A 21,502-nucleotide genomic window follows, 5' to 3' on the forward strand; every position below is an offset into this window, starting at 1 on the left:
CGAGGCGAGATGCCCCCCAGCCGCCCCCACATCCGTAAGACCAGTCCCGTGCCGAACCGCGGCTCAGCGCCGCGCCGACACAACGAGGTTGCCGTACCTATGCGCCACGCTGAAGGAGCCCGCGGTGAGTGCTGACCCGACGCAGGTGCTCGCCTTCGACACCAACTGCCACCTCTTCGACGGGTGTGGCTTCGCCGACGTGTCCCCGGGCCTGCACTCGTTCATGTTCCAGCCCCTGTGGGGTGACGGCGACAGCAACCTGTACTTCAACAAGACGATGCTGCTGGCGCTGCTCGGCTCGATCATCATCATCGGCTTCTTCTGGGCCGCCTTCCGCCGGCCGCAGGTCGTCCCCGGCAAGCTCCAGATGGTCGCCGAGGCGGGCTACGACTTCATCCGCCGCGGCGTCGTCTACGAGACCATCGGCCGGAAGGAGGGCGAGAAGTACGTACCGTTCGTCGTCTCGCTCTTCTTCTTCGTCTGGATGATGAACCTCTGGTCGATCATCCCGATCGCCCAGTTCCCGGTCACCTCGATCATCTCGTACCCGCTGGTCCTGGCCCTCCTCGTCTACATCACGTGGGTGGTGCTGACCTTCAAGCGGCAGGGCTTCGTCGGCTTCTGGAAGAACGTCACCGGCTACGACAAGTCGCTCGGCGCGGTGCTGCCGCTGGCCATGCTGATCGAGCTCTTCTCGAACCTGCTGATCCGGCCGTTCACGCACGCGGTGCGACTGTTCGCGAACATGTTCGCCGGCCACACCCTGCTGCTGCTCTTCACGATCGCCAGCTGGTACATGCTGAACGGCATCGGCATCGCCTACGCGGGCGTCTCGTTCGTGATGGTCATCGTCATGACGGCCTTCGAGCTGTTCATCCAGGCCCTTCAGGCGTACGTGTTCGTGCTGCTGACCTGCACGTACATCCAGGGCGCTCTCGCCGAGCACCACTGAGCCACCGCCCTCCCACCTCCACAATCGTCCGGTGGCCAACCCCCACCGGTCCGTAAAGAAAAGGAAGAACTGGCATGTCCCAGACCCTTGCTGCTGTCGAAGGCTCCCTCGGCTCCATCGGTTACGGCCTCGCCGCGATCGGCCCGGGCGTCGGCGTCGGCATCATCTTCGGTAACGGCACCCAGGCCCTGGCCCGTCAGCCCGAGGCCGCCGGCCTGATCCGTGCCAACCAGATCCTCGGCTTCGCCTTCTGTGAGGCGCTCGCCCTCATCGGTCTGGTCATGCCGTTCGTCTACGGCTACTGAGCCACCAGACCAGTCCAGCCGACTAGACGAAAGGCACTCACATGAGCCAGCTGCTCATCGCGGCGAGCGAGGGGGAGAACCCCCTCATCCCGCCGATCCCTGAGCTTGTCATCGGCCTCCTCGCCTTCGTCATCGTCTTCGGCTTCCTCGCCAAGAAGCTCCTCCCGAACATCAACAAGGTTCTGGAAGAGCGCCGCGAGGCCATCGAGGGCGGTATCGAGAAGGCCGAGGCCGCCCAGACCGAGGCCCAGAGCGTCCTGGAGCAGTACAAGGCCCAGCTCGCCGAAGCCCGGCACGAGGCCGCGCGTCTGCGCCAGGAGGCGCAGGAGCAGGGCGCCGCGCTCATCGCCGAGATGCGCGCGGAAGGCCAGCGCCAGCGCGAGGAGATCATCGCCGCGGGCCACACGCAGATCGAGGCCGACCGCAAGGCCGCCGCGTCCGCGCTGCGCCAGGACGTCGGCAAGCTCGCCACCGACCTGGCCGGCAAGCTCGTCGGCGAGTCCCTCGAGGACCACGCCCGGCAGAGCCGCGTGATCGACCGCTTCCTCGACGAGCTCGACCAGAAGGCCGAGGCCGCACGATGAACGGAGCGAGCCGCGAGGCCCTGGCAGCCGCACGTGAGCGTCTCGACGCGCTGACGGACTCCACGTCCGTGGACGCCGGCTCGCTCGCCGGTGAGCTGGCCGCCGTCACCGCGCTGCTCGACCGCGAGGTGTCGCTGCGCCGGGTCCTCACCGACCCGGCGCAGGCCGGCGAGGCCAAGGCCGACCTGGCCCGGCGCCTGCTCGGCTCGCAGGTCAGCGGCCCGGCCGCCGACCTGGTGTCCGGCATGGTGCGTTCCCGCTGGTCGCAGTCGCGCGACCTGGTGGACGCACTGGAGGAGCTGGCGACCACCGCCGACCTCACCGCCGCGCAGAAGGCCGGCGCGCTCGACGACGTCGAGGACGAGCTGTTCCGGTTCGGCCGGATCGTCTCCTCCAACACCGAGCTGCGCGCCGCGCTGACCAACCGGAGCGCCACCGCCTCCGCCAAGGGCGAGCTGCTGCGCAGCCTGCTCGGGGGCAGGGCGAACGCGGCCACCGAGCGTCTGGTCACGCGTCTCGTGACCGCGCCGCGGGGACGTAGCCTGGAGTCGGGACTGGAGTCCCTGTCCAAGCTCGCCGCCGAGCGCCGCGACCGCACGGTGGCCGTCGTCACCTCCGCGGTGCCGCTGAGCGACCAGCAGAAGCAGCGCCTGGGCAACGCCCTCGCGAAGCTCTACGGCCGCCGGATGCACCTCAACCTCGACGTCGACCCCGCGGTCGTCGGCGGGATCAGGGTGCAGGTCGGTGACGAGGTCATCAACGGCTCCCTGGCGGACCGGCTCGAGGACGCGAGCCGTCGGCTGGCCGGCTGAGCAGCACATTTCTTCATAGCAGTACGTAATTACGGCCCTGGTTGGGCCGTGCAGAGGATTCACCTCGTATCGGGGGGAGTCCCCATACCCCCCAAGTGAAACTTCGGGCCCAACAAGGAGAGCAGGGAACTCAGATGGCGGAGCTCACGATCCGGCCGGAGGAGATCCGGGACGCGCTGGAGAACTTCGTCCAGTCGTACAAGCCGGACGCGGCCTCGCGCGAGGAGGTCGGTACGGTCACCCTTGCCGGCGACGGCATCGCGAAGGTCGAGGGCCTGCCCTCGGCCATGGCCAACGAGCTGCTGAAGTTCGAGGACGGCACCCTCGGCCTCGCCCTCAACCTCGAGGAGCGCGAGATCGGTGCCATCGTCCTCGGTGAGTTCAGCGGCATCGAGGAGGGCCAGCCGGTCACCCGCACCGGCGAGGTCCTGTCCGTCGCGGTCGGCGAGGGCTACCTCGGCCGTGTGGTCGACCCGCTCGGCAACCCGATCGACGGCCTCGGCGAGATCGAGACCGAGGGCCGCCGTGCCCTCGAACTGCAGGCCCCCACGGTCATGCAGCGCAAGTCGGTGCACGAGCCGATGGAGACGGGCTACAAGGCCGTCGACGCCATGACCCCGATCGGCCGTGGTCAGCGCCAGCTGATCATCGGCGACCGCCAGACCGGCAAGACCGCCCTGGCCGTCGACACGATCATCAACCAGCGCGACAACTGGCGCTCCGGCGACCCGAAGAAGCAGGTCCGCTGCATCTACGTCGCCATCGGCCAGAAGGGCTCCACCATCGCGTCGGTCCGCCGCGCGCTGGAGGAGAACGGCGCGCTGGAGTACACGACCATCGTCGCCGCCCCGGCGTCCGACCCGGCCGGCTTCAAGTACCTGGCGCCGTACACCGGTTCGGCCATCGGCCAGCAGTGGATGTACGAGGGCAAGCACGTCCTGATCATCTTCGACGACCTGTCGAAGCAGGCCGACGCCTACCGCGCCGTCTCCCTGCTGCTGCGCCGCCCGCCGGGCCGCGAGGCCTACCCGGGCGACGTCTTCTACCTGCACTCCCGTCTGCTGGAGCGCTGCGCCAAGCTCTCCGACGACATGGGCGCGGGCTCGATGACCGGTCTGCCGATCGTCGAGACCAAGGCCAACGACGTGTCGGCGTTCATCCCGACCAACGTCATCTCCATCACCGACGGCCAGTGCTTCCTGGAGTCGGACCTGTTCAACGCCGGTCAGCGCCCCGCGCTGAACGTCGGTATCTCCGTCTCCCGAGTCGGTGGTTCCGCGCAGCACAAGGCGATGAAGCAGGTCTCCGGCCGTCTGCGCGTGGACCTCGCCCAGTTCCGTGAGCTGGAGGCGTTCGCCGCCTTCGGTTCCGACCTGGACGCCGCGTCCAAGGCGCAGCTGGAGCGCGGTCAGCGCATGGTCGAGCTGCTGAAGCAGGACCAGTACCAGCCGATGTCCACCGAGGACCAGGTCGTCTCCGTCTGGGCCGGCACCACCGGCAAGATGGACGAGGTGCCGGTCGCCGACATCCGCCGCTTCGAGAGGGAGCTGCTCGAGTACCTGCACCGCAGCGAGCAGGGCCTCATGACCTCCATCCGCGAGGGCGGCAAGATGTCCGACGACACCCTGCAGGCCGTGGCCGAGGCGATCGCGACCTTCAAGAAGCAGTTCGAGACGAGCGACGGCAAGCTGCTCGGCGAGGACGCCCCGTCCGCCGCCAAGTGACGTAAGGAAGGGACCTGACTCATGGGAGCCCAGCTCCGGGTCTACAAGCGTCGCATCCGATCCGTCACCGCGACCAAGAAGATCACCAAGGCGATGGAGATGATCGCCGCCTCGCGCGTCGTCAAGGCGCAGCGCAAGGTGGCGGCCTCCACGCCGTACGCGCGGGAGCTCACCCGCGCGGTCACGGCGGTCGGAACCGGGTCGAACACCAAGCACCCGCTCACCACGGAGGCGGAGAACCCGACCCGTGCCGCGGTCCTGCTCCTCACGAGCGACCGCGGCCTGGCCGGCGCCTTCAACTCCAACGCCATCAAGGCGGCGGAGCAGCTGACCGCGCGCCTGGAGCGCGAGGGCAAGCAGGTCGACACGTACATCGTCGGCCGGCGCGGTGTCGCCCACTACAACTTCCGTGAGCGCACGATCGCGGAGACGTTCACGGGCTTCACCGACGAGCCCTCGTACGCGGACGCCAAGAAGGTCGCGGCCCCGCTGATCGAGGCGCTCCAGACGGAGACGGCGGACGGCGGCGTGGACGAGATCCACATCGTCTACACCGAGTTCGTGTCGATGATGACGCAGACGGCGGTCGACTCCCGGATGCTTCCGCTGCGCCTCGAAGAGGTCGCGGAGGAGACGTCCACCAAGGGCGAGATCCTGCCGCTGTACGACTTCGAACCCTCGGCGGAGGACGTCCTCGACGCCCTGCTGCCGCGGTACGTCGAGAGCCGGATCTACAACGCGCTGCTCCAGTCGGCCGCTTCGAAGCACGCCGCCACGCGGCGCGCGATGAAGTCGGCCACCGACAACGCGGGCGAGCTGATCAACACGCTCTCCCGTCTTGCCAATGCGGCTCGCCAGGCCGAAATCACCCAGGAAATCAGCGAGATCGTCGGTGGCGCCAGTGCCCTGGCCGACGCGAACGCGGGGAGTGACAACTCATGACCACCACTGTTGAGACCGCGACGGCCACGGGCCGCGTCGCCCGGGTCATCGGCCCGGTCGTCGACGTGGAGTTCCCCGTCGACGCGATGCCGGAGATCTACAACGCGCTGCACGTCCAGGTCGCCGACCCGGCCAAGGAGGGCGAGCTCAAGACGCTGACCCTCGAGGTCGCCCAGCACCTGGGTGACGGCCTGGTCCGCACCATCTCCATGCAGCCCACCGACGGTCTGGTCCGCCAGGCCCCGGTGACCGACACGGGCTCCGCCATCTCGGTGCCGGTCGGCGACTTCACCACCGGCAAGGTGTTCAACACCCTCGGTGAGGTGCTGAACGTCGACGAGCAGTACACGGGTGAGCGCTGGCCGATCCACCGCAAGGCGCCCAACTTCGACGAGCTCGAGTCGAAGACCGAGATGTTCGAGACCGGCGTCAAGGTCATCGACCTCCTCACCCCGTACGTCAAGGGTGGAAAGATCGGTCTGTTCGGCGGCGCCGGCGTCGGCAAGACGGTGCTCATCCAGGAGATGATCTACCGCGTCGCCAACAACCACGACGGTGTGTCGGTGTTCGCCGGCGTCGGTGAGCGCACCCGTGAGGGCAACGACCTCATCGACGAGATGAGCGAGTCGGGCGTCATCGACAAGACCGCCCTGGTCTTCGGCCAGATGGACGAGCCCCCGGGCACCCGTCTGCGCGTGGCCCTCGCCGGTCTGACCATGGCGGAGTACTTCCGCGATGTGCAGAAGCAGGACGTGCTGTTCTTCATCGACAACATCTTCCGCTTCACCCAGGCCGGTTCCGAGGTGTCGACCCTGCTCGGCCGCATGCCCTCCGCGGTGGGCTACCAGCCGAACCTGGCCGACGAGATGGGTCTCCTCCAGGAGCGCATCACCTCGACCCGCGGTCACTCGATCACCTCGATGCAGGCGATCTACGTCCCCGCGGACGACCTGACCGACCCGGCCCCGGCCACCACCTTCGCCCACCTCGACGCGACGACGGTGCTGTCCCGTCCGATCTCGGAGAAGGGCATCTACCCGGCCGTGGACCCGCTGGACTCGACGTCCCGGATCCTGGACCCGCGCTACATCGCGCAGGACCACTACAACGCGGCCATGCGCGTGAAGAACATCCTGCAGAAGTACAAGGACCTGCAGGACATCATCGCGATCCTCGGTATCGACGAGCTCGGCGAGGAGGACAAGCTCGTCGTCCACCGCGCCCGTCGCGTGGAGCGCTTCCTGTCCCAGAACACCCACGTCGCCAAGCAGTTCACCGGCGTGGACGGTTCGGACGTGCCGCTGGACGAGTCGATCGCCGCGTTCAACGCGATCTGCGACGGTGAGTACGACCACTTCCCGGAGCAGGCGTTCTTCATGTGCGGTGGCATCGAGGACCTGAAGAAGAACGCGAAGGAGCTGGGCGTCTCCTGAGCATCAGGCTCACCGTGAACCCCTGAGGTTCACACCCGAGGGGGCGGGTACGTCCCGCCCCCTCGGTCACGCCCCTTAGACTTGTAACCAACACCCGGCACAACCGCCGGGTGGTGACCCGAGGAGCCACCTTGGCTGCTGAGCTGCACGTCGCGCTGGTCGCGGCCGACCGAGAGGTCTGGTCCGGCGAGGCCACCCTGGTCGTCGCGCGCACCACGTCCGGCGACATCGGCGTCATGCCCGGTCACCAGCCGCTGCTCGGTGTGCTGGAGTCGGGCCCGGTGACCATTCGCACGCGTGAGGGCGGGACGGTCGTCGCCGCGGTGCACGGCGGTTTCATCTCGTTCGCGGACGACAAGCTGTCGCTGCTGGCCGAGATCGCCGAGCTGTCGGACGAGATCGACGTCCAGAGCGCGGAGCAGGAACTGGCCCGCGCGAAGGCGGAGGACGACACCGAGGCCCAGCGCCGCGCGGATGTCCGTCTGCGGGCGGCGTCGGCGGGACGCTGACACCGCGCGGTGGGATGACGTCACTCAGCCGCGGCCGGCACCGGAGCGATCCGGAGCCGGTCGCGGCTGAGGCAGATCTGGATGATTTTTCCGTTCCGTTACCTAGGAGACGAGGAGGTCGGTGCCGATGGTCCTCGCTCTGACTGTGTGCGGAATCGTGGTGGCCCTCGTTGTGGTGGGGCTCTTCGTCTTCGGCCTGCGCCGCCGTCTCATCCAGCGTTCCGGCGGAACGTTCGACTGCAGCCTGCGCTGGGACGCGCCCGAGTCGGGCGACTCCGGCGGCAAGGGCTGGGCGTACGGGGTGGCACGTTACAACGGTGACCGGGTCGAGTGGTTCCGGGTGTTCTCCTACGCCCCCCGGCCGCGCCGCGTCCTGGAGCGTTCCGCGATCGAGGTGGCCGGCCGCCGTCTGCCCGAGGGCGAGGAGGAGCTGGCGCTGCTGTCGGACTCGGTGGTCCTCGCCTGTCTGCACCGGGGCACGCGTCTGGAGCTCGCGATGAGCGAGGACGCGCTGACCGGTTTCCTCGCATGGCTCGAGGCGGCCCCGCCCGGGCAGAGGGTGAACGTCGCGTAACCGCGTCCGCCCTCCCCCGGACGGAGTCCGGAGAAGGGCGAAGGCCGTGCGGTGCCGCTCGAGGGTTACTTCAGGCCGTTGTTGATGGCCGTCACCAGTTCGCCGTTGGTGGTGTCGCCGCTGAACTCCCAGAAGAAGGCGCCGCCCAGGCCCTGGTTCTTGGCCCAGGACATCTTCGTGCCGATGGTGGCCGGGGTGTCGTAGGACCACCAGTTGGCGCCGCAGTGGGCGTACGCCGTGCCGGCGATGGTGCCGGTGGCCGGGCAGGAGTTCTTCAGGATCTTGTAGTCCTCGATGCCCGGCTCGTAGGTGCCCGGGGCCGCGCCGGTCGCCGAGCCGCCGGGGGCGGACTGGGTGACGCCGGTCCAGCCGCGGCCGTAGAAGCCGATGCCGAGCAGCAGCTTGGCGGACGGGACGCCCTTCGACTTCAGTTTGGCGATCGCGTCGGCCGAGTTGAAGCCGGCCTGCGGGATGCCGTTGTACGAGGTGAGCGGCGAGTGCGGGGCCGTCGGACCCTGCGCGTTGAAGGCGCCGAAGTAGTCGTACGTCATCACGTTGTACCAGTCGAGGTACTGCGCGGCGCCGCCGTAGTCGGCCGCGTCGATCTTGCCGCCGTTCGAGCCGTCGGCGGTGATGGCGGCGGTGACCAGGTAATCCTTGCCGAACTCGGCGCGCAGGGCCTGCGAGAGGTTCTTGAACGCCGCGGGTCCGCTGGTGTCACAGGTGAGGCCGCAGGCGTTCGGGTACTCCCAGTCGATGTCGATGCCGTCGAAGACGTCGGCCCAGCGCGGGTCCTCCACGACCTGCTTGCAGGACTTGGCGAACGCGGCCGGGTTCTGCGCGGCCTGGCCGAAGCCGCCGGAGTAGGTCCAGCCGCCGAAGGAGTAGAGCACCTTGATGTGCGGGTACTTCGCCTTCAGCTGGCGCAGCTGGTTGAAGTTGCCGCGCAGCGGCTGGTCCCAGGTGTCGGCGGCGCCGCTGACGGACTGGTCGGCGGTGTAGGCCTTGTCGTAGGCGGCGTAGGTGTCGTCGACGGTGCACTGGCCGTTCTTGACGTTGCCGAACGCGTAGTTGATGTGGGTGATCTTGGCGGCGGAGCCGGACGTCACCAGGTTCTTGACGTGGTAGTTGCGGCCGTAGACGCCCCACTCGGTGAAGTAGCCGAGCTTGACCTTGTCGCCGGTGGGCGGCGGCTCCTCGGTGGTCCCGGTGGTGCGGACCTTCACCGCGCCGCTGGCCGGTCCGGTCTGGTCGCCGGTGTCACGGGCCTGCACGGTGTAAGAGTAGTCGGTGCCCTTGCTGAGGCCGGTGTCCGTGTACGAGGTGCCGGTCACGGTGGCGACCTTGGCGCCGTCGCGCAGCACGTCGTAGTTCTTGACGCCCTTGTCGTCGGTCGCCGCCGACCAGGACAGCTTCACCGAGGTGTCGGTGATGTTCGAGGCGGTGGGGGTGCCGGGCGCGGAGGGGGCCGCGTCGCCGGGGACGGAGGAGCCGTCGCAGCTGCCGCCGTTGAGCTTGCAGCCGGAGGGGGCGCCGGAGCCGCTGCCGTTGAAGCCGAAGCTGACCGACGCCCCGGGGGCGAGGGTGCCGTTCCAGCCGAGGTTCTTGGCGGTCCAGTGGTCACCGGAGTTGGTGACGGTGGCGTCCCAGGCGGAGGTGACCTTGGTGCCGGAGGGGAAGTCCCACTCGACGGTCCAGGCGCTGAGGGCCGTGGTGCCGGTGTTCTTCACCGTCCACTTGCCCTCGAAGCCGGAGCCCCAGTCCTGGGTCTTGGCGTAGGTGGCGGTCGCCGAGCCGGCGGCCTGGGCGGGAGTGGCGAGGCCGACGAGGCCGGCGACGGGGAGCAGCAGGGTCGTGAACCCCGCGGCGGCTCTGTGTCTGAAGCGCATGCTGCGCCTCCTTATGGGGGAGAAGCCGTTGCGGACGTGACTGAGCCATCACGCCCGCGGTGCCGCGAGAATAGAAAGGTCTGGACCACAGGTCAATAGGTCTGGACCACTGTCCCCGAAACTCGTGCCGGCTTCCGTCAGATCCCCCATTCCCGGACCAGCACCGCCGCCTGCACCCGGCTGCGCAGCTCCAGCTTGCCCAGCAGACGGCTGACGTGTGTCTTCACGGTCGCCTCCGCCATGTCGAGGCGCGCCGCGATGTCGGCGTTGGACAACCCCTCGCCCAGACAGGACAGCACCTCGCGCTCGCGCCGGGTGAGGGCGTCCAGCACCGCCGGGTCGGCCGTCGTCCGGCGGGCGGGCTTGGCGGCGAACTCCGCGATCAGCCGCCGGGTGACGGCCGGGGCGACGACTCCCTCCCCGCGCGCCACCGTGCGCACCGAGGCGATGAGGTCCTTCGCGTCCGTGTTCTTCAGCAGGAACCCGGCCGCCCCGGCCCGCAGCGCCCCGAACACGTACTCGTCGAGGTCGAAGGTGGTCAGCACCAGTACGTCGGCGAGCCCCTCCCCGACCACCTGCCGGGTCGCCGACACCCCGTCCAGGCGCGGCATCTGCACGTCCATCAGCACCAGGTCGGGGCGGAGTTCGCGGGCGAGGGCCACCGCCCGCTCACCGTCCTCCGCCTCGCCGACCACCTCGATGTCGGGCGCGCTGCGCAGGATCAGCACCAGTCCGGCGCGGACGGCGGACTGGTCCTCGGCGACCAGGACCCGGATCATTCCAGTTCTCCTCGGGTGATGTCGGTGACGGGAAGACAGGCGCGTACGACCCACAGTCCGCCGTCCGGACCGCTCGTGGGTCCGGCCTCGAACGTGCCGTCCAGCAGGGCCGCCCGCTCCCGCATGCCGACCAGCCCGGCCCCGGACCCCGGTGCGCGCGGGGTGTCCCGGCCGCCGTACGGGCTGCTCACCCGGATGTCGAGGCCGCCGTCGAGGCGGCGCAACCGCACGGCGACCTTCCCCGGCGCGGCGTGCTTCAGCGCGTTCGTCAGCGACTCCTGCACGATCCTGTACGCGGCGAGTTCGACCGGTGCGGGCACGGAGCCGTGGGCGGCGTCGAGGGTGACGTCCAGTCCGTTGGCGCGGGCGCCCTCGACCAGTGCGCCGAGGCCGTCGAGGGTGGGGGTCGCGGCGGGCTCCCGGTCGTCGGCCCCGTCGCGCAGGATGCCGATGAGCCGTCGCATCTCGGACAGCCCCTGGACGCTGTTCTCCCGGATGACGGCGAGCGCCTCGCGGGAGGTCCGCTCGTCCTCCAGGGAGAGCGCGGCCGTGGAGTGGATGGCGATGGCGGAGAGGTGGTTGGCGACCATGTCGTGCAACTCCCTGGCCATCCGGGCGCGTTCCGCGGTCACCGCCTGGGTGCGGTCCATCTCCGCCAGCAGCGCGGTCTGTTCGGCGCGCAGCCGGGCGGCCTCGGCGGCGTCGCGGTGGTTGCGCACGATGAGACCGGTCGACGCGGGCGTGAACGTCACGGCGCCGACGACGAGACCGATCAGCAGCGCCTCCGGCACCCGCCACACGGCGAACGGCACCAGCGTCGCGGCGATCGTGAGCATGCCGGTGATCCACGGCAGGCGGCGGGCCGTGGCGGGTGTCCCGTACAGGACGGCGGTGTACACCAGGTCGGTGTACATCACGATCGTGGCGATGCTGCCCCGGGTCGCCGTGTCCGCGGCCAGCGCCAGCGTGCCGATCAGCAGCGCGGTGCGCGGTGCGGTGCGGCGCAGCAGCTCGCAGCCGGCGATCACGGCGAGCGGCACGAGGAGCGGCCAGCGGCCGTCGAAGAGGACCTGCGGATCGTCCGCCCTCCGCACGCCCAGCCCGATCCCCCACAGCAGCAGTCCGCCGGAGAGTCCGGCCAGCGCGGCCCACACGTCGAAGCGGTGGGGGCGGGGCGGTCGCAGGGCCATGGCACCATCCAACACGGTGCGCGCACCCGGCGCCTGATCCCCGCGGACGGTCCTGGACTGCATCTTTCGATGTACCGCGGGTTCGTCGGCGGCGACGACGAAACGGGCCGCTCCGCACGGGAGCCTGAAAGGGTGACCGAAGGGAGCGAACCGTGATCGTCGCCTTGATCGCCGCCTGTGAGATCGGCTTCTGGGTGCTGCTGGCCGCCGGACTGGCCTGCCGTTACCTGCTGAGGATGCCCCGCACCGGCCTGGCGCTGCTGCTGTGCGAGCCGCTGCTGGAGGTCGTCCTGCTGGTCGCCACCGCGCTGGACCTGAGGAACGGCGCCGAGCCGAACTGGGCCCACGGCCTGGCCGCGCTCTACATCGGCTACACCGTGGGCCACGGCCACCGCACGGTGAAGTGGCTCGACGGCCACGCCGCCCATCGGCTGGGCGGCGCGCCCAGGCCGCCGGGCCCGCCGCGCCACGGCATGCCCCGAGCCCGGCACGAGACCAAGGTGTGGCTGGGCACGCTGATCGGCGCCGCCGTGGCGACCGCGCTGCTCCAGCTCGCCGTCTGGTACGTCGACGACCCGAGCCGCACCACCTCCCTGGAGGACTGGCGCCTCACGGCATGGCGGGCGGCCGGCCTCCACGGCCTGGTGACCCTGACCTACTGGATCTGGCCGAAGAAGGCCCCGGCGGGCGGTTCCCCGGCCGAGCCGGACCCCGGCAAGGAGCGTGTGGGCCGATGACGCGGGCTTCCGGGAACCTCCTCGCGGGGGCCGCGACGCTGGTGGCCGGCCTGGGGCTGTGGCTGTTCGCCGGGAGCGTGGACCTGCCGGCGGTCGATCCCGTCAAGGTCGGCGTGGTGATGACGTGCGCCGGCGGCGCCGAGATCCTGCTGGGTCTGTACCGGGCCGCGCGCGGCCGGGCGGAGCCCCGGTAGGGCTCAGCGCTCCCCGCCGGGCACCCACAGCACGTCCCCGGTCTCCTTGTTGGCGATGCGGGCCAGGATGAACAGGAGGTCGGAGAGGCGGTTGAGGTAGGTGGCGGTGAGGGGGTTCATGGTCTCGCCGTGGACCTCCAGCGCCGCCCAGGTGGAGCGCTCGGCCCGGCGTACGACCGTGCAGGCCTGGTGGAGCAGGGCCGCCCCCGCGCTGCCGCCGGGCAGGATGAAGGAGCGCAGCTTCTCCAGCCGCTCGTTGAAGCGGTCGCAGTCCGCCTCCAGCCGGTCGACGTAGAACTGCTCGACCCGCAGCGGCGGGTACTCGGGGTTCTCCACCACCGGCGCCGACAGGTCGGCGCCGACGTCGAACAGGTCGTTCTGGACGCGGGTGAGGACCTCGACGACCTCCTCCTCCAGACCGCCCAGCGCGATCGCGGTGCCGATCACCGCGTTCGCCTCGTTGCTGTCGGCGTAGGCGGAGATCCGCAGATCGGTCTTGGCGACCCGGCTCATGTCACCGAGGTTCGTGGTGCCCTTGTCGCCGGTGCGGGTGTAGATACGCGTCAGGTTGACCATGGGGCCAGCCTAGGGGGTGTCGTTCGGAACAGGCCGGCCCCGGTGAGCGGTGCCAGGGCCCGCGGCCCCGGCAGGATCCGAACGACACCCCCTGGTTACGCTCCGACCGTCCGGAACACGCGTGTGCCCACCGTCACGGCGAGTACCGCGAAGCCGACGGCGACGACGCCGCCGTACAGCATGTGGGCCGTGGCGTAGGAGCCGACGTAGGCGTCCCGCACCGCGTCGACCAGATAGCGGAACGGCATCAGGTGGGACAGGACGTCCAGCCAGGCGGGGCCCAGGGTCATCGGGAGCATGAGGCCCGACAGCAGCATCGACGGCATGGTCAGGGCGTTGACGGCCGGCCCGAACGTCTGCGGGGTCTCCATCCGCATGGCGAGCGCGTAGGACAGCGCGGCCAGGGACACGGTCAGCAGGGCGACGAAGGCGAAGCCGATCAGCACGCCGGCCAGGGGCGCCCGCAGCCCCATCACCAGCGCCGCCAGCACCAGCAGCACCGCCTGGAAGACGAACACGGTGGCGTCCCGCAGGACCCGGCCCAGCAGCAGGGCGAGGCGGCTGACCGGCGTGACCCGCATCCGCTCGACCACCCCCTGACCCTTCTCGATGATGATCGCGAAACCGGCGAACGAGGCCCCGAACAGACCGAGTTGCAGCAGCAGTCCCGGTACGAGGAGCTGCCAGGAGCTGCCCGTCCCGCCGAGCGGCAGGCCGGTCAGCAGGGGGCCGAAGAACAGCAGGTACAGCAGCGGCATCAGCACGCCGAAGAGCAGTGCGAAGCGGGAGCGCAGGGACTGGCGCAGATAGCGCCCGTAGAGGAGCGCGGTGTCGTGGAGCAGCATCGTGGAGGTCCTATACGGCTACGGGGGCGGCGTCGGCCGGCGTGGCGCCGCGGCCGGTGATGGCGAGGAACGTGTCCTGGAGCGAGGCGTCGACCGAGCCGCCGTGCTCCAGTTTCAGGGCGGCCGGTGTGCCCTCGGCGACGACCACGCCCCGGTCGACGACGACCAGCCGGTCCGCGAGCGCGTCCGCCTCGTCGAGGTAGTGGGTGGTCAGGAACACGGTGGTGCCGTGCTCGTCGCGCAGTCGCCGCACCAGGTCCCAGAGGCCGGCCCGGCTGCCGGGGTCGAGACCGGTCGTCGGCTCGTCCAGGAACAGCACCTTCGGGCGGTGGGTGAGCGCCATCGCGATGTCCAGGCGGCGCCGCTGGCCGCCGGAGAGCGCGGCGCACGTGCGGTCGAGCAGCTCGGTGAGGTCCAGGTCGCGGGCCAGCTCCTCGGCGCGCTCGGCGGCCCGCGCCCTGCCGAGCCGGTACAGGCGGCCCTGGGTGACCAGCTCCTCCCGCACCGTGATCTGCGGATCGACTCCGCCGGACTGCGCCACATGGCCGCAGGCCCGCCGCACGCCGGCCGGGTCGGTCGCCAGGTCGTGCCCGGCGACGGTGGCCGCGCCGCCGGTGGGGGCGAGCAGGGTGGTGAGCATCCGGAGGGTGGTGGTCTTGCCGGCTCCGTTGGGCCCGAGGAAGCCGAGGATCTCGCCCTCGCGGACGGTGAGGTCGATACCGCGCACGGCCTCCACCGGGCCGCGCTTGGTCTGGAAGGTACGGGCCAGTCCGGCCGCGCTGATGATGGGCATGGCCCCAGAAAAACAGAGTCATTGAATTTTTGCAACGGCCCCAAACTTTAAGAGAGGCCAGTGATCGCCGGGCCGACCTACGATGAGAGGCATGACAGAAGGGCTCAGGGAGCGGAAGAAGCGCGAGACCAGGCAGCGGATCTCGGACATCGCCACCGGACTCTTCCTGGAGCACGGTTTCGTGACCGTGACGATGGCGGAGGTGGCGGAGGCCGCCGACGTCTCCGTGAACACGGTCTACAACTACTTCCCCGCCAAGGAGGACCTCTTCTTCGACCGCTCCAAGGACGTCGTCGACCGGCTCGCCCGCTGGGTCCGCGGCCGGAGCGCGGGGGAGTCGGCCGCCCGCGCCGTACTGCGCGAACTGCGCGCCGACATCGAGGGCGTGTCGCCCCGGGTGGGCCTGATGGAGGGGTACGACCGCTTCATGCGCGTCATCCACGACTCCCCGCCGCTGCGCTCCCGGCTGTGGAGCCTGCAGCAGGAGGTCCAGGACAACCTCGAGGCGGCGCTCCGCGAGGAGACCGGCGCGGCCCCCGGCGACCCGCTGCCGGGCCTGGTGGCCGGTCAGATCTGCTGGATCCACAGCACGGTGTTCACCGCGATCGGCCGGGAGATGATGAAGGGCCGTGCACCGGCCCAGGTGTCGCGCGAGGTCCTCGGACTGGTCGACGACATCGAGGAGCTGCTGAGTGACGGGGTCCTCGGTTACGCGGTGCGCGGCTGAACCGGGCTACGCCGCGGGGGCCGTGCGCAGGACGCACAGGAGGCCCCGCACGCGGGTGCCGTCGGGCAGCTCCCACGCGCCGGCGACATGGCCCGACGCCCCCGGCTCGGGAAGCGGCGAGCCGTCCGGAGCGGGCTATTGGGGTGCGCAGGACGCGCAGGACCGTGCCGTCCGGCGCGGACAGCGCGGTGTGCTCCTCGGTGTCCTCCACGGCGGTGAAGTCCGCCGGGACCGGGGCCCGGTCCGCGTAGGCGCGGACGACCTCCCGGTCGGGGGTGTCGCTGACGCCCTGGGCCTGGGCCTGCGCCCGGCCCTCGATCAGCGCCGCCAACTCGGCGACGGCCACCGGGTCGTGGCAGGCGTCGTAGACCCAGCGCCGCCCGAGGACGCCGTGCTCCATGGTGCCGACGAGGGCGTGCTCCGCCCCGTCGAGGGGAGCGCCCCGGTAGGTGAGCGGCACCAGACAGGCGGCCGGTCCGGCGCCGGAGGAGTCGGTCACCACCATGAACTCGATGCCGACCTCCCCCTTCGGGTCGTCGAGCCGGAAACCGCCGGCCCTGGCCAACCGCGGTCCTCCCGCGCCCCCGTGGTACCAGGGGCGCGAGGGCAGCCAGGCGGTCAGCAGTTCGAGCTTGGTCGGCTGGAGGGTGGTGCGGTGGATCACGGCCATGCCGGGGTTCTCCTCCGTCGTTCGGACACCGGCCCTCACCCTCGCATCCGCCGCACGCGCGCCGGCCGCCTTTCCGCCGAGTCGCCGGGCCCGCCGGGCCCGCCGGACAGGACGTGACAGGGGTCTCACTGGGTGAGACGTGAAACGCGTTACTAAGTCGCTCGCGCGGCCCCTCGCGCCCGCTAATGTCCGCTCCTGGAGAACAAGACAGCGCGTATCAGGGGAGTCGCACAGTGGCACGCAAGCTCGCCGTCATCGGGGCCGGTCTCATGGGGTCCGGCATCGCCCAGGTCTCCGCTCGGGCGGGCTGGGACGTCGTCCTGCGGGACGTGACCGACGAGGCGCTCACGCGCGGCACCGACGGGATCAAGGCGTCGTACGACAAGTTCGTGAGCAAGGGGAAGCTGGAGGCGCACGACGCCGACGCCGCCCTCGCCCGGATCACCCCGACCACCGATCTGGACGCCTGCGCGGACGCGGACGTCGTGGTCGAGGCCGTGTTCGAGAAGCTCGAGGTCAAGCACGAGATCTTCCGCACGCTCGACAAGATCGTGCGCGAGGACGCCGTCCTCGCCTCCAACACCTCCGCCATCCCGATCACCAAGATCGCGGCCGTGACGGAGCGTCCGGAACGGGTCGTCGGCACCCACTTCTTCTCGCCGGTCCCGATGATGCAGCTGTGCGAACTGGTCCGCGGCTACAAGACCAGCGACGAAACCCTCGCCAGGGCACGGGAGTTCGCCGAGTCGGTCGGCAAGACCTGCATCGTCGTCAACCGCGACGTCGCCGGGTTCGTCACCACCCGCCTCATCAGCGCCCTCGTCGTCGAGGCCGCCAAGCTGTACGAGTCGGGCGTGGCGAGCGCCGAGGACATCGACCTGGCCTGCAAGCTGGGCTTCGGCCACGCCATGGGACCGCTGGCCACCGCCGACCTGACGGGCGTGGACATCCTGCTGCACGCCACGTCGAACATCTACACCGAGTCCCAGGACGAGAAGTTCGCCGCTCCCGAGCTGATGCGCCGGATGGTTGACGCCGGTGACATCGGCCGCAAGAGCGGGCAGGGCTTTTACAAGCACTGACACCGTGCGCCCGCCCCGGCGGGCATCACACGCCGGGGTGAATTCGGTATCGGTTCGCTCACGGGGAGCAACTTCGGGCGCCGCCACGCCGTCAGAGGTTGCGTCACCGGTCGTCAGGAAAACGCGGAGCACGAGACGTCACACGGGGAGCGCATATGTACATCAGGGGCGACCACGCCGAGCTGGTCGTCGGGGGCCGCCTCGACGTCCGCAGCGCGGCGGACGCCCGTACGGTCCTGCACTCGGCCGTCGACGACGGAGCCGGCGACCTGGTGCTGGACCTGTCCGATCTGGACTCCTGGGACGCCACCGGACTCGGCGTGATCATGGGGGCCCACCGACGGGCCGGCCGCCGCGGCCGGCGTCTGGTGCTGCGGGACGTACCGCCCCAGATGCAGCGCCTGTTGGTGGCCACCCGGCTGCACCGGATCCTGGCGATCGAGGGAGGCATCGGGGTGGACACGCTGCCCCGCGTATGAGGACGTACGGGTGCGGGGCGGGGCGTCCCTCGAAGACCGGGACCGGCCCCGGCGAACCGTGCGACGCGCGCACAATCCTCACGAGACCGTGATGTCCCGGACCGCCCGGTACCCCGGACTGTCGTGGATACTGAGCGAAGGTTTAAGGTTCGGCTGCCTGCTGCCCTGCAACCCTCGGGCGGGCCCGGACCAGGAGCGACAGCGCGATGTGCGGCGAGGTCGGGAGGGGCTTCCACCACACGACGCTTTTTGGGGGCTAGGACCTATGGACCCGAACAACCCGGGACCCGAGGAGTACGGCCACGAGGAAGGGGGCGCCTCCCGGCCGAGTCGATTCGAGACCGGGAAAGGCCCCGCGCCGCGCCAGCGTCCGCCCCGGGAATCCCTCACGTCCGACTTCGGACAGCACGCGCCCGGGCCCGCCCGCACGGTGCAACTCGTCGCCGGCGACTTCCTGCTGACCGTCAACCCCGTCGACGGCAGCGAGATCGAGCCCTGCCCGCCCGCCGAACGGCCGGCCCGCCCCGCGAAGCTCACCGAGGTCGAGCGCGCCGAGGTGGAGCGGGCCGCCAGGCCGCCCGTCCCGCCGGGGCCCGCGCAGCTCCCGCTGCCGCTGCTGGCCCGTGACGACGAGCGCGAGAAGCTGGTCCGGCTGCTGGCCCGCGGCCGTTCCGTACGCCTCACCGGCCCCGCCGGCTCCGGCCGCACCCGCCTCCTCGACATCGTCGCCGAGGACTGCGCGGACCTCGCCCCCGACGGCGTCGTCCGCCTGAACGGCCACCGCCGCTCCGCCGACGACCTGCTGCACGACCTCTTCCACGCCGTCCACGACGCCCCGCTGCACCGCCCGGACCGGGACGAACTCGCCGATCACGTCCGCGAGATCGGCGCCGTCGTCGTCCTCGACGACCTGGAGTTCGGCGGCGCCGCCCTCGACGAGCTGCTGGACGCCACCCCCGAGTGCGCCTTCCTGCTCGGCGCCACCCCGGACGTGCCCGAGCCGTCCGCCGGCGCCGGCCTCGAGGAGGTCGTCCTCCCCGGTCTCGACCGCGCGGCCGGCCTCGACCTCCTCGAGCACGCCGTCGGCCGGAGCCTCACCGAGGACGAGTCGAACTGGGCCGGCGACCTCTGGTTCGAGTCCGAGGGCCTGCCGCTGCGCTTCGTCCAGGCCGGCGCCCTGCTGCGGCAGCGCGACCGGCTGCGGGCCGGCGCCGACGCCGTCGACGAGTTCGGCGTCTTCGAGGACGTACGGCCCGACGAGGCCGCCTACGACCCCGCGGACGGCGACGAGGTGCCGCTGCCCTCGCTCGGCGAGGCCGCCGCCCCCGCCCCGCTGCTCGCCTCCCGGCTCAGCGCCTCCGCCCGCGCCACCCTGCGGTTCGCCGTCGCGCTCGGCGGCGAGGTGCCCCACCAGGCGCACCTGCCCGCCCTGGTGGGCGACACCCACGCCGACGCCGCCCTCGGCGAGCTGGCCGCCTGCGGACTGGTCTCCCCGGTCGGCTCCCGCTACCGGCTCGCCGCCGGGGTGCCGGCCCAGCTGGAGGCCGCCGGATACGCCGACGATGCCGAGGACCACGTCCGCGACGCCGCCCGGCACTACGCCTGGTGGACCGGACACCCCTCGGTCGACCCGGAGCGGGTCTGCGCCGAGGCCGACGCGGTGCTCGCCGCGCTCTCCGTGCTGTCCCCGCTCGCCACGGACACCACCGAGGGCGAGCGGAGCGCGGCCGTGCGGCTGGCCCGTACCGCCGCGCCCGCGTTCGCCTCGGGCCTGCACTGGGGCGCCTGGGAGAAGGCGCTGCGGGCCGGTGTGGAGGCCGCCCGGCTCGCGGGGGACGTGGCGGAACAGGCCTACTTCCACCACGAGCTCGGCGTCCACGCGCTGTGCGCCGGACAGCTCGACCGGGCGCGCGCCGAACTGGAGGCGTCCATCGGGCTGCGCGGTGCCCTCGCCGACAAGCGCGGCACCGTCGCCGGACGCAGGGCGCTGGCCCTGGTCGCCGACCGCTCCGGAACCCCGCTGACGATCGTGCCGACCGCGGGGGAGGAGGTGCCCGAGGCCCACTACGAGGAGCCGGCCGCACCGCCGCGCAGGGCGCCGACGGCCTTCCCGGAGCTCCAGCCGCCCGCCGACACCGCCCTGGTCGTCCACCGCCCGATGCCGTCGCCGTCCGCGCCGCCGGCCAAGCCGGGCGGTGGTCTCAAGGGACTGGCCAAGCGCAATCTGGTGGCGGCCGGCGCGGGCGCGCTGCTCGTCGCCGTGCTGGGCACGGTGGTCACCCTGGGCGCCACGTCGGAGAACGACGCCGGCACCCCGTCCGAGAACGTCGGCGTCAACCCCTCCGCCAGCCAGGGCGTCGACGACGGCAGCCTCGGCGCCGATCCGGCGGCCGGGGACGAGGGCGACACCGGCGAGGCCGCCGGCCGGCCGGCCGACCCGGGCCCGGACGGCACCCCGGGCACCTCCGACGACCCGACGCCGACGGCCGGTGAGTCGGGGGAGCCGTCGGACGGTCCGAGCGGGACGGCGGAGCCGGACGAGCCGACCGAGTCCCCCTCGAACTCGAAGTCGCCTTCCACGTCGCCGTCCAAGCCGCCGCCCACGTCGCAGACGCCGACGGAACCGCAGACGCCGACGGAACCGGAGACTCCCACGGAGCCGGGGACGCCGACGGAGCCGGAGACCCCCACAGAGCCGGAGACGCCTCCGGACGGACCGGAGACCACGGCGAGCGACACCGCGCCGTCGACCCCCGTGGAGACGAGCGCGAGCGCCCCGCAGAGCGGCGACGCCGGCACGCCCGGCGGCCCGGACCGGATGATCTGACCCGCGGACGCCCGTGGACACGGGTGAGGGCCGGGTTCCCGACGGAACCCGGCCCTCCGCTCTGTGCCGGGGCGGTCAGAACAGCCGCAGCTTGTCGTCCTCGATGCCGCGCAGCGCGTCGTAGTCGAGGACCTGGCAGCCGATGCCCCGGTCGGTCGCGAGGACCCGGGCCTGCGGCTTGATCTCCTGCGCGGCGAAGACGCCCCGCACCGGGGCGAGATGGGGATCGCGGTTCAGCAGTTCCAGATAGCGCGTGAGCTGCTCCACGCCGTCGATCTCGCCGCGCCGCTTGATCTCCACCGCGACCGTCCGCCCCTCGGCGTCCCGGCACAGGATGTCGACCGGGCCGATCGCCGTCATGTACTCGCGGCGGATGAGGGTGTACCCCTCGCCGAGGGTCTCGATGCGGTCGGCGAGCAGTTCCTGGAGGTGCGCCTCCACGCCGTCCTTGATCAGGCCGGGGTCGACGCCCAGTTCGTGCGAGGAGTCGTGGAGGACCTCCTCCATCGTGATGATGAGCTTCTCGCCCGCCTTGTTGACGACGGTCCAGACGCCCTCTTCGTCGCCGGCGCCCTCCTTCAGCGTGCAGGGGGGCGACATCCAGTTCAGGGGCTTGTAGGCCCGGTCGTCGGCGTGGATCGAGACGCTGCCGTCCGCCTTGACCAGGATGAGACGGGGTGCCGACGGCAGGTGCGCGGTGAGCCGCCCGGCGTAGTCCACGGAGCAGCGGGCAATGACGAGACGCATGGTCGGCAACGCTACTCGACCGGCCCGCCCCGACGCGATTCGTCGTCCCACAGGCCCCTCGGGTCCCACGCGACGCGTCCTGAATCTCCAGGAAAACGCGTGTTTCGGCGGTGGCCGATTACCGGCCCACAG

General features: G+C 71.0%; 22 protein-coding genes and 1 pseudogene. 15 read left to right on the forward strand and 8 right to left on the reverse strand.

All coding sequences use genetic code 11. The annotated features are described in order from the left end of the window. Nucleotides 1–124: 124 nt before the first annotated feature. From atpB to ADK41_RS13925, 9 genes are all read left to right on the forward strand, one after another. Entirely contained in the window at nucleotides 125–952 is an 828-nt protein-coding gene (gene atpB / locus ADK41_RS13885) for a F0F1 ATP synthase subunit A (RefSeq protein ID WP_030828866.1), read from the forward strand. A gap of 74 nt (nucleotides 953–1,026) precedes the next feature. Further along, a complete protein-coding gene (gene atpE, locus ADK41_RS13890; protein WP_009321656.1) occupies nucleotides 1,027–1,257 on the forward strand; it encodes an ATP synthase F0 subunit C in 231 nt (76 codons plus the stop codon). A gap of 41 nt (nucleotides 1,258–1,298) precedes the next feature. Then, a complete protein-coding gene (locus tag ADK41_RS13895; protein ID WP_030828868.1) occupies nucleotides 1,299–1,841 on the forward strand; it encodes a F0F1 ATP synthase subunit B in 543 nt (180 codons plus the stop codon). Next, nucleotides 1,838–2,653, forward strand: coding sequence for a F0F1 ATP synthase subunit delta (locus ADK41_RS13900; protein WP_030828869.1), 816 nt, complete (start codon nucleotides 1,838–1,840; stop codon nucleotides 2,651–2,653). Before ADK41_RS13895 ends, ADK41_RS13900 begins: the two co-directional genes overlap by 4 nt. Before the next feature lie 134 nt (nucleotides 2,654–2,787). Then, nucleotides 2,788–4,377, forward strand: coding sequence for a F0F1 ATP synthase subunit alpha (gene atpA / locus ADK41_RS13905; RefSeq protein ID WP_030828872.1), 1,590 nt, complete (start codon nucleotides 2,788–2,790; stop codon nucleotides 4,375–4,377). 21 nt (nucleotides 4,378–4,398) lie between these two features. Next, nucleotides 4,399–5,319: a F0F1 ATP synthase subunit gamma gene (locus ADK41_RS13910; RefSeq protein WP_030828875.1), complete on the forward strand. Its 921-nt coding sequence runs from the start codon at nucleotides 4,399–4,401 to the stop codon at nucleotides 5,317–5,319. After that, nucleotides 5,316–6,752: a F0F1 ATP synthase subunit beta gene (atpD, locus tag ADK41_RS13915; protein WP_030828878.1), complete on the forward strand. Its 1,437-nt coding sequence runs from the start codon at nucleotides 5,316–5,318 to the stop codon at nucleotides 6,750–6,752. Before ADK41_RS13910 ends, atpD begins: the two co-directional genes overlap by 4 nt. 131 nt (nucleotides 6,753–6,883) lie before the next feature. Then, nucleotides 6,884–7,261 (forward strand): F0F1 ATP synthase subunit epsilon, encoded by a 378-nt coding sequence (locus ADK41_RS13920; RefSeq protein ID WP_030828881.1) that lies wholly within the window; start codon nucleotides 6,884–6,886, stop codon nucleotides 7,259–7,261. Between the two features lie 127 nt (nucleotides 7,262–7,388). Continuing rightward, the gene (locus ADK41_RS13925) at nucleotides 7,389–7,835 is read left to right on the forward strand and encodes a DUF2550 domain-containing protein (protein WP_030828884.1); all 447 of its coding nucleotides are present in this window, start codon (nucleotides 7,389–7,391) and stop codon (nucleotides 7,833–7,835) included. A gap of 65 nt (nucleotides 7,836–7,900) precedes the next feature. Here the strand turns inward: ADK41_RS13925 and ADK41_RS13930 are convergent, their stop codons facing one another. The 3 genes from ADK41_RS13930 to ADK41_RS13940 form a co-directional block, all read right to left on the reverse strand. Continuing rightward, the gene (locus ADK41_RS13930; protein ID WP_030828887.1) at nucleotides 7,901–9,724 is read right to left on the reverse strand and encodes a glycoside hydrolase family 18 chitinase; all 1,824 of its coding nucleotides are present in this window, start codon (nucleotides 9,722–9,724) and stop codon (nucleotides 7,901–7,903) included. Between the two features lie 137 nt (nucleotides 9,725–9,861). Next, nucleotides 9,862–10,503 carry a response regulator gene (locus tag ADK41_RS13935; protein ID WP_030828890.1) on the reverse strand — a complete coding sequence of 214 codons (642 nt, stop codon included), beginning with the start codon at nucleotides 10,501–10,503 and terminating at the stop codon, nucleotides 9,862–9,864. Further along, nucleotides 10,500–11,693, reverse strand: a complete 1,194-nt coding sequence (locus tag ADK41_RS13940; RefSeq protein WP_030828893.1) for a sensor histidine kinase — start codon at nucleotides 11,691–11,693, stop codon at nucleotides 10,500–10,502. Before ADK41_RS13940 ends, ADK41_RS13935 begins: the two co-directional genes overlap by 4 nt. 152 nt (nucleotides 11,694–11,845) lie before the next feature. Here ADK41_RS13940 and ADK41_RS13945 point away from each other — a divergent pair, with 152 nt between their 5' ends. Both ADK41_RS13945 and ADK41_RS13950 read left to right on the forward strand, forming a co-directional pair. Next, entirely contained in the window at nucleotides 11,846–12,430 is a 585-nt protein-coding gene (locus tag ADK41_RS13945; protein WP_030828896.1) for a hypothetical protein, read from the forward strand. Further along, entirely contained in the window at nucleotides 12,427–12,624 is a 198-nt protein-coding gene (locus ADK41_RS13950; protein ID WP_030828899.1) for a DUF5708 family protein, read from the forward strand. The genes ADK41_RS13945 and ADK41_RS13950 overlap by 4 nt, the downstream gene beginning before the upstream one ends. A gap of 3 nt (nucleotides 12,625–12,627) precedes the next feature. On the opposite strand, the gene ADK41_RS13955 is transcribed toward ADK41_RS13950, so the two are convergent. The 3 genes from ADK41_RS13955 to ADK41_RS13965 all read right to left on the reverse strand — a co-directional run bounded on the left by ADK41_RS13955 (nucleotide 12,628) and on the right by ADK41_RS13965 (nucleotide 14,838). After that, entirely contained in the window at nucleotides 12,628–13,200 is a 573-nt protein-coding gene (locus ADK41_RS13955) for a cob(I)yrinic acid a,c-diamide adenosyltransferase (protein WP_030828901.1), read from the reverse strand. 95 nt (nucleotides 13,201–13,295) lie between these two features. After that, nucleotides 13,296–14,045 (reverse strand): ABC transporter permease, encoded by a 750-nt coding sequence (locus ADK41_RS13960; RefSeq protein WP_030828904.1) that lies wholly within the window; start codon nucleotides 14,043–14,045, stop codon nucleotides 13,296–13,298. A 10-nt stretch (nucleotides 14,046–14,055) separates the two neighbouring features. Beyond that, nucleotides 14,056–14,838 (reverse strand): ATP-binding cassette domain-containing protein, encoded by a 783-nt coding sequence (locus ADK41_RS13965; protein WP_030828907.1) that lies wholly within the window; start codon nucleotides 14,836–14,838, stop codon nucleotides 14,056–14,058. Between the two features lie 91 nt (nucleotides 14,839–14,929). Here ADK41_RS13965 and ADK41_RS13970 point away from each other — a divergent pair, with 91 nt between their 5' ends. Then, nucleotides 14,930–15,565 (forward strand): TetR/AcrR family transcriptional regulator, encoded by a 636-nt coding sequence (locus tag ADK41_RS13970; RefSeq protein WP_030828910.1) that lies wholly within the window; start codon nucleotides 14,930–14,932, stop codon nucleotides 15,563–15,565. A 6-nt stretch (nucleotides 15,566–15,571) separates the two neighbouring features. Here ADK41_RS13970 and ADK41_RS39235 read toward each other — a convergent pair. Beyond that, nucleotides 15,572–16,235, reverse strand: a pseudogene (locus ADK41_RS39235) (maltokinase N-terminal cap-like domain-containing protein). A gap of 233 nt (nucleotides 16,236–16,468) precedes the next feature. On the opposite strand from ADK41_RS39235, the gene ADK41_RS13975 reads away from it, so the two are divergent. The 3 genes from ADK41_RS13975 to ADK41_RS13985 all read left to right on the forward strand — a co-directional run bounded on the left by ADK41_RS13975 (nucleotide 16,469) and on the right by ADK41_RS13985 (nucleotide 20,623). Further along, on the forward strand, nucleotides 16,469–17,317 hold the full coding sequence (locus ADK41_RS13975; RefSeq protein WP_030828913.1) for a 3-hydroxyacyl-CoA dehydrogenase family protein: 849 nt from the start codon (nucleotides 16,469–16,471) through the stop codon (nucleotides 17,315–17,317). A 155-nt stretch (nucleotides 17,318–17,472) separates the two neighbouring features. Continuing rightward, on the forward strand, nucleotides 17,473–17,796 hold the full coding sequence (locus ADK41_RS13980; RefSeq protein ID WP_030828917.1) for an anti-sigma factor antagonist: 324 nt from the start codon (nucleotides 17,473–17,475) through the stop codon (nucleotides 17,794–17,796). A gap of 265 nt (nucleotides 17,797–18,061) precedes the next feature. Then, nucleotides 18,062–20,623 carry an ATP-binding protein gene (locus ADK41_RS13985; RefSeq protein ID WP_030828920.1) on the forward strand — a complete coding sequence of 854 codons (2,562 nt, stop codon included), beginning with the start codon at nucleotides 18,062–18,064 and terminating at the stop codon, nucleotides 20,621–20,623. Nucleotides 20,624–20,698: 75 nt separating this feature from the next. Here the strand turns inward: ADK41_RS13985 and nucS are convergent, their stop codons facing one another. Continuing rightward, nucleotides 20,699–21,370 carry an endonuclease NucS gene (nucS, locus tag ADK41_RS13990; RefSeq protein ID WP_030828923.1) on the reverse strand — a complete coding sequence of 224 codons (672 nt, stop codon included), beginning with the start codon at nucleotides 21,368–21,370 and terminating at the stop codon, nucleotides 20,699–20,701. Nucleotides 21,371–21,502 lie beyond the last annotated feature (132 nt).

This window comes from Streptomyces caelestis (assembly GCF_001279005.1).
Lineage (GTDB): Bacteria > Actinomycetota > Actinomycetes > Streptomycetales > Streptomycetaceae > Streptomyces > Streptomyces heliomycini.